We start from the raw sequence: 12912 nt of genomic DNA on the forward strand, positions 1-12912 counted from the left end.
TGCGGATCAGGGAATGGCAACGCTGCGCATCAACGTGGCGATGTCTTCTAGGCTGGCGAAGCCGCTGCCTTGTGCTGAGCGCAGTCGGTGGCGGGCGACCGCCGGCAATACCGCCTGTACGTCATCCGGCAGAACCATGTCGCGTCCGGCCAGCCAGGCCCAGGCGCGGGCGGCGGCGAGCAGGGCCAGGCCGGCGCGGGGCGACAGGCCGTGCTGGAAATTCGGATTGTTCCGGGTCGCTTCGATCAGATTCTGTACGTAATCGATCAGCGGACCAGCCGTATGAACGGCGGCAATCTCCTTCTGCAGGGCGGGCAGATCGTCGGCCTGAAAACAGGGCGGTAAATGCTCGGCCTGCGCCCGCTGGCTGCCGGCGGTGAGCAGGGCGCGTTCGGCTGCGCGGTCAGGGTAGCCGAGTTCGATGCGCATCAGAAAGCGGTCGAGCTGCGATTCCGGTAGCGGAAAGGTGCCGATCTGGTGGGCCGGATTCTGCGTCGCAATGACGAAGAACGGGCGCGGCAGGGCGCGTGTCTGGCCTTCGGCCGTGACCTGGCCTTCTTCCATCGCTTCGAGCAGCGCGCTCTGGGTTTTCGGTGTGGCGCGGTTGATTTCGTCGGCCAGGACCAGTTGGGCAAAGACCGGGCCGGGCAAGAAACGAAAGGCGCTTTTGTCGCGGTCGAATATCGATACGCCGGTGATGTCGGCTGGCAGCAGGTCGCTGGTGAACTGGATGCGCGAGAATTGCAGGCCGAGCAAACGGGCGAGGGCTTGGGCCAGTGTCGTCTTGCCCATGCCGGGCAGGTCTTCGATCAATAAATGTCCGCCGGCCAGCAGGCAGGTCAAGGCTAGGCGGATTTCGTTTTCCTTGCCAAGAATGATTTCGCCAGCCCGCGTCAGGACGGCGTCGAATGGGCGAGGCCGTCCGGAGAGAAGTGCAGGTGCGTTGCCAAACATGCGGGATTTCCTCGATAACAATTGGGGCCAATTCTAATGCTTGAAGCTGCGCGGCGAATGGGACGATAATGCCAATTCGACGTGCGTCGCTCAGGGCGCCGGTTCGCAGAGAGAGAACAAGTGACAACCACTGCCTTCATCACCCATAGAGACTGTCAGTTACATGACATGGGTTCGCATCACCCCGAGTCCCCGCAACGTCTTACCGCCATCAACGATCACCTGATTGCCCAAGGGATCGATGCCTATTTTGTCTATCACGATGCACCGCTTGCTACCTTCGAGCAACTGCTGCGGGTTCATCCTGCCTCGCACCTCGAGCGCATCAAACGTGCTTCGCCCGAGCATGGCGTGGTCCATCTCGACCCCGATACGGCGATGAATCCCCACACCTGGCAAGCTGCGTTGCGGGCGGCCGGCGCCGGTTGCATGGCGGTCGATCTGGTGATGAGCGGCGAATGCGAAAATGCTTTTTGTGCCGTTCGTCCGCCCGGTCATCACGCCGAAAAGGCGAATCCGATGGGCTTCTGCTTCTTCAACAATATCGGTGTCGCTGCTCGTCATGCGCTCAAGGTGCATGGTCTGGAACGCGTCGCGATCATCGATTTCGATGTGCACCACGGCAACGGGACCGAGGACGTTTTCGCCGGCGACGAGCAGGTGCTGATGTGCAGCATCTTCCAGCACCCCTTCTATCCGTACAGCGGCGCCGACAAGCAGGCCGCCAACATGTGCAATGTACCGCTGGCTGCCGGTTGCGGCGGAGATGAGTTCCGTGATGCTGTGCAGCAGGTATGGACGCCACGCCTCAAGGAGTTCAAGCCCCAGATGATCTTCATCTCGGCCGGCTTTGACGGTCACTATGAAGACGATATGGGTGGCCTGAAGTTGCTTGAAAAGGACTTCGCCTGGTGTACCGAGCATATGAAAAAACTGGCGGCCGAGTTGTGCCACAAGCGCATCGTCTCGATGCTCGAAGGCGGTTACGTGATGACTTCGCTGGCGCGCAGCGTCGGCGCGCATCTGCGGGCACTGGCCGATCTTTAAGCGCTGATTCTCGTCAGAAAACGACGAGGGTGGGGTAAAATCCCGCCCTCTTTTTCATGTTTCCAACGTTTAACCGGATGAATCCATGGCGTTGATTGTTCAAAAATACGGTGGCACCTCGGTCGCCAATCCCGAGCGCATCAAGAATGTCGCCAAACGGGTTGCCAAGTTCCAGGCCCAAGGCCATCAGGTAGTAGTGGTTCTCTCGGCGATGAGCGGCGAAACCAACAAACTGATCGCACTGGCCAAGGAAATTCAGGCCAACCCCGATCCGCGCGAGCTGGACATGATTATGTCCACCGGCGAACAGGTCACCATCGGTCTGCTGGCCATGGCGCTCCAGGAAATCGGTGTCAAGGCGAAGAGCTATACCGGCGGCCAGGTCAAAGTGCTGACCGACAGTACCTTCACCAAGGCGCGCATCCTGTCGATCGACGAAGGCAACATGCGGCGCGATCTCGATGCCGGTAATGTGGTCGTTGTCGCTGGCTTCCAGGGGGTCGATGCCGACGGCAATATCACGACGCTCGGCCGTGGCGGTTCCGATACCTCCGGCGTGGCGCTCGCTGCAGCGCTGAAGGCCGACGAGTGCCAGATCTACACCGATGTCGATGGCGTTTATACGACCGATCCGCGCGTCGTTTCCGAGGCCAAAAAGCTCGATACCATCACTTTCGAGGAAATGCTGGAAATGGCCAGCCTCGGCTCCAAGGTGCTGCAGATCCGCTCGGTCGAATTCGCCGGCAAGTACAAGGTCAAACTGCGCGTTCTTTCCAGCTTCCAGGACGAAGGGGAAGGTACGCTGATCACTGTTGAGGAAGACAAGAACATGGAACAACCGATCATCTCCGGTATCGCCTTCAATCGCGACGAAGCCAAGCTGACCATGCTGGGTGTTCCGGACACCCCGGGCATCGCCTACCAGATACTGGGTGCCATTGCCGATGCCAATATCGACGTCGACATGATCATCCAGAACATCGGTAGCGACGGCACTACGGATTTCTCCTTCACGGTGAACCGCGGCGAATTTGCCAAGGCCAAGGCGATCCTCGAGACCGTCAAGCTCAAGCTGGGTGCCCGCGAGGTGAGGGGCGACAACAAGATCTGCAAGGTCTCCGCGGTTGGCGTCGGCATGCGTTCCCACCCGGGCGTCGCCAGCAAGATGTTCAAGGCGCTGGCCGATGAAGGCATCAACATCCAGATGATCTCGACTTCCGAGATCAAAATTTCCGTCGTACTTGACGAAAAATATCTGGAGTTGGCTGTGCGCGTGCTGCATCGCACTTTCGAGCTCGATCAGTAAGTTTGACCAAAGGGCGCGAAGGCTATATCATCCGCGCCTCGTTGAAGTCTGGATCCGGAGACGTGGCCGAGAGGTCGAAGGCACTCCCCTGCTAAGGGAGCATGCGGGCAAAACCTGCATCGAGGGTTCGAATCCCTCCGTCTCCGCCAGCGACCCAACGATAGCCTAAGGCCCGGATAATTCCGGGCTTTTTGCTTTTAAGGGGTAAAGGTAAGCTTGGTCAGGTTTTTCGACTTCGCGACGATGCGTAGCGATAGTCGGGGAGCCTTGTCGGTGGCCGGTTTGCGGCAATTACCGCTGGAATATTTTCCTGTATGGTGTAAAGTCAAATCAGGAAATCGTCTTATTCAGGAGGTTGTAATGGCAATCCAATCAGTGACTTCCAATGTAAGTGCCTACACTGCTACTCCCAGTAGTCAAGCGAGTCAGGCTCAACAAGCACAGCAGATGCAGCAAGCTGAAGAGCGCCAGTCGCGGGCTGAGGAGAAAGCAGCGCAACAGGAAGTGGCGCCACAGCCGGTGACGAATGTTCAAGGGCAGCGTACCGGTACGTTGATTAACGTAACTGCCTGAGTGTTTGTTGGCGGTGTCGTACACTGCCAATGGGAGGCGAGATGCCGGTTACTTCAACCTCTGGTGTCCAAGCTGCAGGGAGCGGGATTTGGTTACAAATCCAGCAACAGCAGGCGCAGCGGAGTGCCGATCAGGCTGATCAACGGGCGCGTTCACTACAGATGAGGGCGCGCGAAGCCCAGTCAGCGGCGGATCAGGCACAGGAAACTGCGCGTTCGCTCGAAGTCCAGTCAGGGCAGGCGCAGAGTGAGGCCAATAGCGCGAAGCTTGGTTTGGCGGCGCAGGCGTCATTGGGGAAGATACAAACCCAGTTGAGTGGCTTGCGTGAGCAGATTGGCGTGGCACTCGCGGCGCAAAAAGTTGTACAACCGGTTGCCGAGTCGGTAGCGCCAGTGATTAATGACTTGGGGCAGCAGACGGGAACCTTGGTCAATGTGACGGCCTGACTCCTTGAGGTGGTCGGAAGTGCAAATGGGGCGCGCAAGCGCCCTTCTTTTTGGCCAGCGAGCCGCGCCGGGCTCTGGTATCTTGCCGGCATGTCGAATTGACCTGGCTGAAAAGGAGTTTGTTTGTGTTAGCCAATCATTGGTGCGCGTCGGTCGATGCCACCATACAATTGCGGACGGGTTGCAATCCGCTGGAAAAACATGGGGCGCAGGCGGTTGTCGTGCATGCCGACGCGTGGGCGCCAATCGATGCGGTGAGCGATCCGCACGACATTCGGCAGGTTGTCGATTACGAGGTTATTTTTCTGGCCATTCGCCGGCTGGAGCAGAACGACCATTGCGAGTGTCTGGAGTCGAGCATTCTGGAAGTGATGGATGCCATTTTCGCCATGCCCATCGTGACGTCGGCATTCATTTCCATGCACAAACCTCATGTGTACAACGGTCAGGGTACGCCGGCGATTTCACTTTCAATGACGCGCGAGCAATGGGCCAAGACGCACCGTTGATCGCGGCAATTGGCGCCGTGGCAAGTAACGGCATGCTCGGGCTTGCCGGCTGGCTGCCTTGGGATATTCCGGAAGAACTCGCTTACTTCGAACATAAGGTGGCGGGAGCTGCGCTGGTCATTGGTCGGGCAACGTATGAATCGATGGAGGTGGTGCCGGAGGACTCCTTCATCGTCAGCCGCCAAGCCGGTCTGGTTGTGCGCAAGGGTTGCCAGCGCGTCGATTCCGTTGAGGAGGGACTGCGCTCGGCTGTTGCTACCGGAAAGCCGGTTTTCGTCATTGGTGGCGCGTCCGTTTATGCCGCCGCGTGGCAGTATTGCCATCGCTTCTACCTGACGCGCATCGAAATGCCGTTTGCCGGCGATACCTTGTTTCCCGACGATATCCCGCTGGATGAGTGGGATGTCATTAACGAAACTTGTAAAACTTTTCGCGAAAAAAAGACGGGGCAGGATGTTCTTTGTCGATTCATCGAATATGCGCCGAAAAATCCCCGTCCTTTGAACGCTTTCAATTTCAATTTCAATTCGATGTCTGCTCGCCCAGACTCGCAGTGATAACTCCAGATCAGATGGCGAACATGCGGCAAGCGCCAGAAAAACTTGTACCCGTTGGGCGGCAGTTGTGGGTCGCTTTGTTTTCGTTGGCCCTGGGGGGCTTTTTGCTGCTCGGCTACGTGCTTTGGTCGGGGTACAAAGAGACTTGGAGCGAGGCGCAAGGACTTGCCACCAATCAGGCCGCCTTGCTTGAATCCCGTCTCGAAGCGACGTTGCGCCGGGTTGATGGCGATCTCGGCAAGCTGATTCAAAGCATCCCTCCCGAGTCGCTCGCCAAGGACGCTGTGCCGGTCTTTCGCGACCGTGTCGAAGCGGTGCTCGAGCGACACCGGTTGGCGTTTCCCGAGGTCGCTGGTTTTCGGGTGATCGATGCCCACGGCAATGTCCTTTATCTCGCCGGTGGCGGGAGCAAGGTCAATCTGGCGGACCGTTCGTATTTCATTGAGGCGCGCGATAACAAAGGCGCCGGGGTGGTTTTTTCCGAAGTCATCACCTCGCGTATTACCGGGCGGCCAACAATGGTGGCTTCCCAGCCGATCCGAGCGGCGGATGGGCGTTTTCTCGGTGTCGTCAGCGTTGCCATCGAGTTGAGTTATTTTGAGCGGCTGTTTCAGATGATCCATTCCGGCGCGGCCGGGGCCTTGGCTATTCGGCGCGCCGATAACCATGCCCTGGTTGTTCGCCTGCCGCCGGTTCCGTCTGAAATCAACCGGGTGCTCGATCCTTCGCATCCGGTCATGCAGCATATATTGAGCGGCGAGCGAAAAGGTGTGCTGGTGTTTGCCGCGCAATCTGATGGCGTGCAGCGTATTTATGCCTACAGTGTTCTCGATAGCTATCCGTTTTACGTGCTGGCTGGTTTGTCCGAGGCCGACGTGATGGCGACTTGGCGACAGCGCTCCTATTACGTTGGCGGCATCGGGCTGGCGTTGTTCTTTTGTCTGGGCGTCGTGCTGGTCTGGCTGTTTCGCGCCCAGAAGCGGGAGTTGCTTGCGGCAGAAGCGTTGCGCCGTCATCAGGATCAGTTGAAAGCGGCGCAGCGAATCGCCCAGGTGGGAAGTTGGGAGCTTGATCTTGCGTCCAGGGTGATAACTTGTTCCGACGAACTTTTCCGGATTTTTGAAATCGAGGCGAAAGCTGGCGGAACGCCGTATGACGACTTCCTCGCCAAAGTCCATCCGGATGAGCGCGACCAGGCCGACGCCGCGCTGAACAATTCAGTGCGCGAACATCACCCGGTCTCCTTCAAGCACCGGCTGCTAATGCCCGATGGCCGGATCAAGTATGTTCAGGAGTGTTGCGAGACGGAGTATGGCAAGGATGGCGCACCGCTCCGTTTGATCGGCACTGCGCAGGATGTGACCAGCCAGCATCAGATGGAGGCGCAGATGCAGCTGCTGGTCAGCGCCTTTCAATTCAGCGGCGAGGCCATCCTGATTACCGATACAGACAACAATATCGTAACGGTCAACCCCGCTTTCACCCGATTGACCGGCTATACGCTGGAGGATGTCGTCGGTCGCAATCCCCGCTTTCTCTCGGCAGGGCGGTCGACGCAGCAAGATTTCGAAGCGATGTGGCAGACCATCAATACCGGGGGATTCTGGCAGGGCGAAATATGGGATCGGCGCAAGGATGGCGCCACTTATCCGAAATGGATGTCGATATCGGTCATTCGCGACGATGCGGGGAAGATCCGCTATCACGTTGCCCACTTTACCGATGTCTCGTCGGAGCGTGCGGCCGAAGCAAAATTGCACCATATGGCGCATCACGATGCGCTGACCGGGCTGCTCAATCGTTTTAGTCTCAATGGTCGGCTCGACCAGGCCTTGGCGGCCGCCCGGCGGGATGGTTCGCGGGTGGCGCTGCTGTTTATCGATCTTGATCGCTTCAAGGTGATCAACGATACGCTGGGGCATCACCTTGGCGATAAGTTGCTGATCGAGGTTGCCGGGCGTCTCCGTGACAGCGTGCGGGACAGTGATGTCGTGGCCCGCCTCGGCGGCGATGAGTTCGTGATCATGCTGGCCGGTGTCGATCACACCAATTCGGTCGCCATGGTTGCCGAAAAGGTGGTGTTGAATATTGCCGATCCCTATTCGATCGAGGGGCACGATCTTTACAGTACGCCGAGTATCGGCATCGCCATTTTTCCGATGGATGGAGATGATGGCGAAATCCTGATGAAGAATGCCGACGCCGCGATGTATCACGCCAAATCGGTGGGGCGGAACAATTTCCAGTTCTTCGATCCGAAGATGAACGATGCTGCGCTGGAGCGCTTGAAGATCGAGCATAGTCTGCGCCAGGCCTTGTCGCGCGATGAGTTTCGCCTGCATTTCCAGCCAGTCATCGAGATTGGCAGCGGCCGGGTGGCCGGCGTCGAGGCGCTGGTGCGCTGGCAGCATCCGGAAAAGGGGTTGCTCTTGCCGGGTAAGTTCATCGCCATCGCCGAAGAGACCGGGCTGATCCAGCCGCTCGGCGAATGGGTTTTCTGGGCCGCCTGCAAACAACTGGCGGACTTCCGGGCGGCCGGTATTTATGGCATCAAGATGGGTGTGAATATTTCGGCCATCCAGATGCGGAATGGCAATCTGCCCATTCTGGCCAAGGGGGCAATCGAGGCTTTCGGGCTGGATGCTTCGGAGCTGGCTTTTGAAATTACCGAGTCGGTGGCGATGCACCAACCGGCCGAAACCATCCGCATTCTCGATATGCTGCACGATATGGGCACCAGCATCGCGATTGACGATTTTGGTACCGGATATTCTTCGCTTAGTTACCTGCGGCAATTTCCGATCGATTATCTCAAGCTCGACCGCTCCTTTGTCGAAGAAATCGGACAGAGTGCCGATGGCGAGGTGATCTGCGATGCGACCATCGGACTGGCCCACAATCTTGGCCTGAAAATCGTCGCCGAAGGCGTCGAGACCGAGCAGCAGCGCGATTACCTGCGCGACCGGGGCTGCGATCTGATGCAGGGTTTTCTGTTCAGTCGGCCGGTACCGGCTGACGAGGTGATGGCCTTCATTCGACAGCTCAACCACTAATCGCGAGAAAACGCTTGCGTTGATCAGGTGTTTTTCCTATGATTCAAACGAACGTATGAATTATAGGAACCTTTAATGGCTGAAGTCCGAACTGTCGATACCCGCGAGCGCATTCTCGATGCGGCCGAGCAACTCTTCATGGTGCACGGTTACGACGGCACGTCGATGCGTCAGATCACCAGCGAGGCCGGGGTCAATCTGGCGGCAGTGAATTACCACTTCGGCTCCAAGGAATCGCTGATGCAGGAGGTGTTCCGCCGTCGGCTCGATTGGCTGAACGAGGAACGGATGCGCGTGCTTAACGCACTGGAGCACGAAGCGGCCGGCAAGTCCCTGAAACCTTCGCAGATCGTTGACGGCTTTTTTGGCACGCTGCTGCGCATGGCGGACGACGACAAGCGGGGCGGCATGACCTTTCTGCGCCTGCTCGGCCGTACGCTGACCGATCCTTCCGAGTTCATTCGTACTTTCATGGCGCATGAGTATGCCGTGGTGGTGGACCGCTACAAGGAGGCGCTGTTCAAAGCGCTGCCCGACGTGCCCAAAGCGGAAATCGTCTGGCGTTTTCACTTCATGCTCGGCGCCACTTCCTACGCCATTGCCGGAACCGATGCGCTGCGCCTGGTCACCGACTGGCAAATCGAGGAAGAGGACTCCACCGATCGCCTGGATCGCCTGGTGCCGCGCCTGATGTCCTTCCTGCTCGGCGGTCTGCGCGCGCCGCTACCGCAGTTTTCAGATGCTTCGGCCATGGAAGCAAAGCCTGGGTCCTAGGATCGACAGCAAATAAACGACCAGAACCAAAAATATAAAAGGAGACAAACAACATGTTCAACAGCCTCATCCCTCTGCTTGGGTTAGTCGCCCTGGTGGCTTTGGCCGGGCTGATCCTGATTCGGCCATTGCGCCGAAGCCTGATCACCCGGCCCATTTTTTCCACCTATCGCAAGGTGCTGCCGCAGATGTCGGATACCGAACGCGATGCGCTGGAGGCCGGAACCGTCTGGTGGGAAGGCGAACTATTTCGCGGCCAGCCGGACTGGCAGAAGCTGCATGCCTACCCGCAGCCGAAGCTGACGGCGGAAGAGCAGTCGTTCATGGACAACGAGTGCGAAGAGGCCTGCCGTCTGGTTGATGACTGGAAGGTGACACACGAGCTGTACGACCTGCCGAACGAGGCCTGGCGCTACATTAAGGAAAAGGGCTTCCTCGGGATGATCATTCCGAAGAAGTATGGTGGCCTGGAATTCTCGGCCTACGCCCATTCGCAGGTGGTGACCAAACTATCGACGCGCTCGTCGGCGCTGTCGGTATCGGTGATGGTACCCAATTCGCTCGGCCCGGCCGAATTGCTGCTGCACTACGGCACCGAGGAGCAGAAGCAGCACTACCTGCCGCGTCTGGCCAAGGGCATCGAAGTACCGGCTTTCGCATTGACCAGTCCGTGGGCCGGTTCGGATGCCGCGTCGATTCCCGATAGCGGCGTCGTCTGCAAGGGACTCTGGCAGGGCAAGGAAGTCCTCGGCATGCGCGTTTCCTGGGATAAGCGCTACATCACGCTGGCCCCGGTGTGTACCGTGTTCGGCCTGGCTTTCCACCTGTATGACCCGGATGGCATGCTTGGCAACAAGAAGCATATCGGCATTACTTGTGCGCTGGTGCCCTACGATCATCCGGGGGTCGATACCGGGCGTCGCCATTTTCCGCTCAATGCGATGTTCATGAATGGCCCGACGCGCGGCAACGAAGTTTTCATGCCGCTCGATTTCATCATCGGCGGGCCGGAAAAGGCCGGCCACGGCTGGCGGATGTTGATGGAGTGCCTGGCGGCCGGCCGTTCGATTTCGCTGCCGTCGTCCAATACCGGCATGGCGCAGATGACGGCGCGCGCCGTTGGCGGTTATGCCCGCGTCCGTTCGCAGTTCAAGATGGCCGTCGGCAAGTTCGAGGGCGTCGAGGAGGCGCTGACCCGCATCGGTGCCTACACCTACATGATGGACGCCGTGCGCACGATGACGGCCGGCGCCGTCGATCTCGGCGAGAAGCCGTCGGTGGTTTCCGCCATCGCCAAGTACCACGTCACCGAACGGGCTCGCCAGGTGGTTAATGACGGCATGGACGTCATCGGCGGTAAGGGCATCTGCCTTGGCCCCTCCAACTTCCTCGGCCGTGCCTATCAGCAGGTGCCGATCGGCATCACCGTCGAAGGCGCCAATATCCTGACCCGCTCGCTGATCATCTTCGGGCAGGGGGCCATCCGCTGTCATCCGTTCCTGCTGCCGGAAATGCAGGCAGCGCAGAACCCGGATCAAAAGCGGGGCCTGGTCGATTTCGACAAGGCGTTGTTCGGCCATATCGGCTTCACCATCAAGAACGGTTTCCGCGCGCTATGGCTGGGCATGACCGGTTCGCACTTTGCTGTGGTCAACGTCGATACGGCGCCGGAAATGAAGCGCTACTACCAGCAACTGACGCGTTTTTCGGCGGCCTTTGCTTTCATGGCCGACATTTCGCTGCTGGTGCTCGGCGGCAGCGTCAAGCGTCGGGAAAAGTTGTCGGCCCGGCTCGGCGACATCCTGTCGCAGATGTATCTGATCTCCTGCACACTGAAACGCTACGAAGCCGAAGGGCGCAAGGCAGCCGATGCGCCGCTCGCCCACTGGGCGATCTGGGATGCCATGTACAAGGCACAGGAAGCCTTCGATGGCGTCATCGCCAACTTCCCGGTCCGTTTCATCGCCGCCTTCCTGCAGCGTTCAATCTTCCCGTGGGGTCATCCGTATGTCGTGCCGGCCGATGAAGTTGGGCACCAGGTAGCCAAGCTGTTGATTGCGCCGTCTGCCACCCGCGATCGGCTGACCGCCGAATGTTTCCTGCCGCTGATCGAGAACGAACCGATCGGTGCCATCGAGCTGGCATTGAAGGCGACGCTGGCGGCCGAGGCCGTTGAGGCGAAGATCCGTGTCGCCGAGAAGGACGGCCGTTTCGATAACAACCCGCTGGCCAATGTCCGTGACATTGCCATCGTTGCCTTCGAGGCCGGGGTGATCAATGCCGCCGAGTTCGAGCTGATGAAGCGGCGCAATCACCTGCGCGACATCGTCGTACATGTCGACGATTTTCCCTTCGACTACAACGTGGCTACCGCCAACAAGCCGGCCGAGTGCCGCATGGTGGCCTGATGAAAACAATCTATGTGGTTGACGGCGCCCGTACGCCGTTCTTGAAGGCGCAGAAAGGGCCGGGGCCGTTCGCGGCATCCGACCTCGCGACCCAGGCCGGGCGGGCGCTGCTGCTGCGTCAGCCTTTTCTGCCGAGCGATCTCGACGAGGTCATTCTCGGTTGCGCTGCGCCGTCGCCAGACGAAACCAATATCGGCCGCATGGTGGCGCTGCGTCTTGGCTGCGGCGAGAAAGTGCCGGGCTGGACGGTGATGCGCAACTGCGCTTCCGGCATGCAGGCGCTCGATTCGGCGATTGCCAACATCCAGTGCGGCCGTGCCGAGCTGATCCTGGCCGGCGGCGTCGATGCCCTGTCGCGAGCGCCGCTGCTGTACTCCGACACGATGGTGCGCTGGTTCGCCGGCATGATGTCGATGCGGACGGCCGGCCAGAAGCTCGGTCATTTCCTCAAGCTGAAACCGGCGGCCTTGCTCAGCCCGGTCATCGGCCTGATGAAAGGTTTGACCGACCCGGTGGTTGGCCTGCTGATGGGCCAGACGGCGGAAAACATCGCCTGGAAGTTCGGCATCGATCGGCAACAGATGGACGCGTTCGCCGTGCGTAGCCACCAGCGCTCGCTGGCCGCTCGTACGGCCGGGTATTTTGGCGAGATCGTGCCGCTGGTTGATGGCAACGGCAAGGTTTACGCCGAGGACGACGGCGTGCGGGCCGATGCCAGCATGGCCGGCATGGCCAAGCTGAAACCCTTCTTCGACAAGAAATACGGCAACATCACGGCGGCCAACAGTTCGCAGATTACCGATGGTGCCGCCTGGCTGATCCTCGCTTCGGAAGAAGCAGTGAAAAAATGGAATCTCAAGCCGCTCGGCAAAATCGTCGATAGCCAGTGGTCCGGCCTCGATCCTGCGCAGATGGGCCTCGGCCCGGTGCATGCCTCGACGCCCATCCTGCAGCGCCACGGCCTGGGGCTGAACGATATCGACGCCTGGGAACTGAACGAGGCTTTCGCCGCCCAGGTCATGGGCTGCCAAGCGGCCTGGCAATCCGACGAGTACTGTCGCGAGCAGCTTGGCCTGCCGGCGGCACTCGGCGCCATCGACGAGAACAAGCTGAATGTCGATGGCGGGGCGGTGGCCATCGGTCATCCGGTCGGCGCCTCCGGGGCGCGCATCGTGCTGCATCTGCTGCACGTCCTGCGCCGGCAAAAGGCCAGGCGCGGCATCGCGACCATCTGTATCGGTGGCGGCCTGGGCGGCGCCATGCTGGTCGAAGCCGAAGGCTGAGC

11 protein-coding genes and 1 tRNA gene are annotated in these 12912 nt (G+C 59.5%); 11 read left to right on the top strand and 1 reads right to left on the bottom strand.

Annotated features, from left to right (window positions below):
- Window positions 1–6 precede the first annotated feature (6 nt).
- Entirely contained in the window at window positions 7–954 is a 948-nt protein-coding gene (locus tag ACLIKD_RS06275; protein ID WP_428827613.1) for an AAA family ATPase, read from the bottom strand.
- Between the two features lie 120 nt (window positions 955–1074).
- Between ACLIKD_RS06275 and ACLIKD_RS06280 the strand changes: the two genes are divergently transcribed.
- The 11 genes from ACLIKD_RS06280 to ACLIKD_RS06330 all read left to right on the top strand — a co-directional run bounded on the left by ACLIKD_RS06280 (window position 1075) and on the right by ACLIKD_RS06330 (window position 12910).
- Complete coding sequence (locus tag ACLIKD_RS06280) at window positions 1075–2001, top strand: histone deacetylase family protein (RefSeq protein ID WP_428827614.1); 927 nt, start codon at window positions 1075–1077, stop codon at window positions 1999–2001.
- 85 nt (window positions 2002–2086) lie between these two features.
- A complete protein-coding gene (locus ACLIKD_RS06285) occupies window positions 2087–3307 on the top strand; it encodes an aspartate kinase (RefSeq protein WP_226419450.1) in 1221 nt (406 codons plus the stop codon).
- Window positions 3308–3363: 56 nt separating this feature from the next.
- Window positions 3364–3456 (top strand) — tRNA-Ser (locus ACLIKD_RS06290).
- A gap of 67 nt (window positions 3457–3523) precedes the next feature.
- Window positions 3524–3880, top strand: a complete 357-nt coding sequence (locus ACLIKD_RS06295) for a hypothetical protein (protein WP_428827615.1) — start codon at window positions 3524–3526, stop codon at window positions 3878–3880.
- Between the two features lie 41 nt (window positions 3881–3921).
- Window positions 3922–4326, top strand: a complete 405-nt coding sequence (locus ACLIKD_RS06300; RefSeq protein WP_428827616.1) for a hypothetical protein — start codon at window positions 3922–3924, stop codon at window positions 4324–4326.
- Window positions 4327–4451: 125 nt separating this feature from the next.
- Entirely contained in the window at window positions 4452–4835 is a 384-nt protein-coding gene (locus ACLIKD_RS06305; protein ID WP_226419453.1) for a dihydroneopterin aldolase, read from the top strand.
- Window positions 4814–5392, top strand: coding sequence for a dihydrofolate reductase (locus ACLIKD_RS06310; RefSeq protein WP_428827617.1), 579 nt, complete (start codon window positions 4814–4816; stop codon window positions 5390–5392). The genes ACLIKD_RS06305 and ACLIKD_RS06310 overlap by 22 nt, the downstream gene beginning before the upstream one ends.
- Before the next feature lie 185 nt (window positions 5393–5577).
- Window positions 5578–8445: a bifunctional diguanylate cyclase/phosphodiesterase gene (locus tag ACLIKD_RS06315; protein WP_428827618.1), complete on the top strand. Its 2868-nt coding sequence runs from the start codon at window positions 5578–5580 to the stop codon at window positions 8443–8445.
- A gap of 75 nt (window positions 8446–8520) precedes the next feature.
- Window positions 8521–9219 carry a TetR/AcrR family transcriptional regulator gene (locus ACLIKD_RS06320; RefSeq protein ID WP_226419456.1) on the top strand — a complete coding sequence of 233 codons (699 nt, stop codon included), beginning with the start codon at window positions 8521–8523 and terminating at the stop codon, window positions 9217–9219.
- 53 nt (window positions 9220–9272) lie between these two features.
- Window positions 9273–11627 carry an acyl-CoA dehydrogenase gene (locus tag ACLIKD_RS06325; RefSeq protein ID WP_428827619.1) on the top strand — a complete coding sequence of 785 codons (2355 nt, stop codon included), beginning with the start codon at window positions 9273–9275 and terminating at the stop codon, window positions 11625–11627.
- On the top strand, window positions 11627–12910 hold the full coding sequence (locus ACLIKD_RS06330) for an acetyl-CoA C-acetyltransferase (RefSeq protein ID WP_428827620.1): 1284 nt from the start codon (window positions 11627–11629) through the stop codon (window positions 12908–12910). Before ACLIKD_RS06325 ends, ACLIKD_RS06330 begins: the two co-directional genes overlap by 1 nt.
- The last annotated feature ends 2 nt before the right edge of the window (window positions 12911–12912 follow it).

This window comes from Azonexus sp. IMCC34842 (assembly GCF_050368855.1).
Classification (GTDB): domain Bacteria; phylum Pseudomonadota; class Gammaproteobacteria; order Burkholderiales; family Rhodocyclaceae; genus Azonexus; species Azonexus denitrificans_A.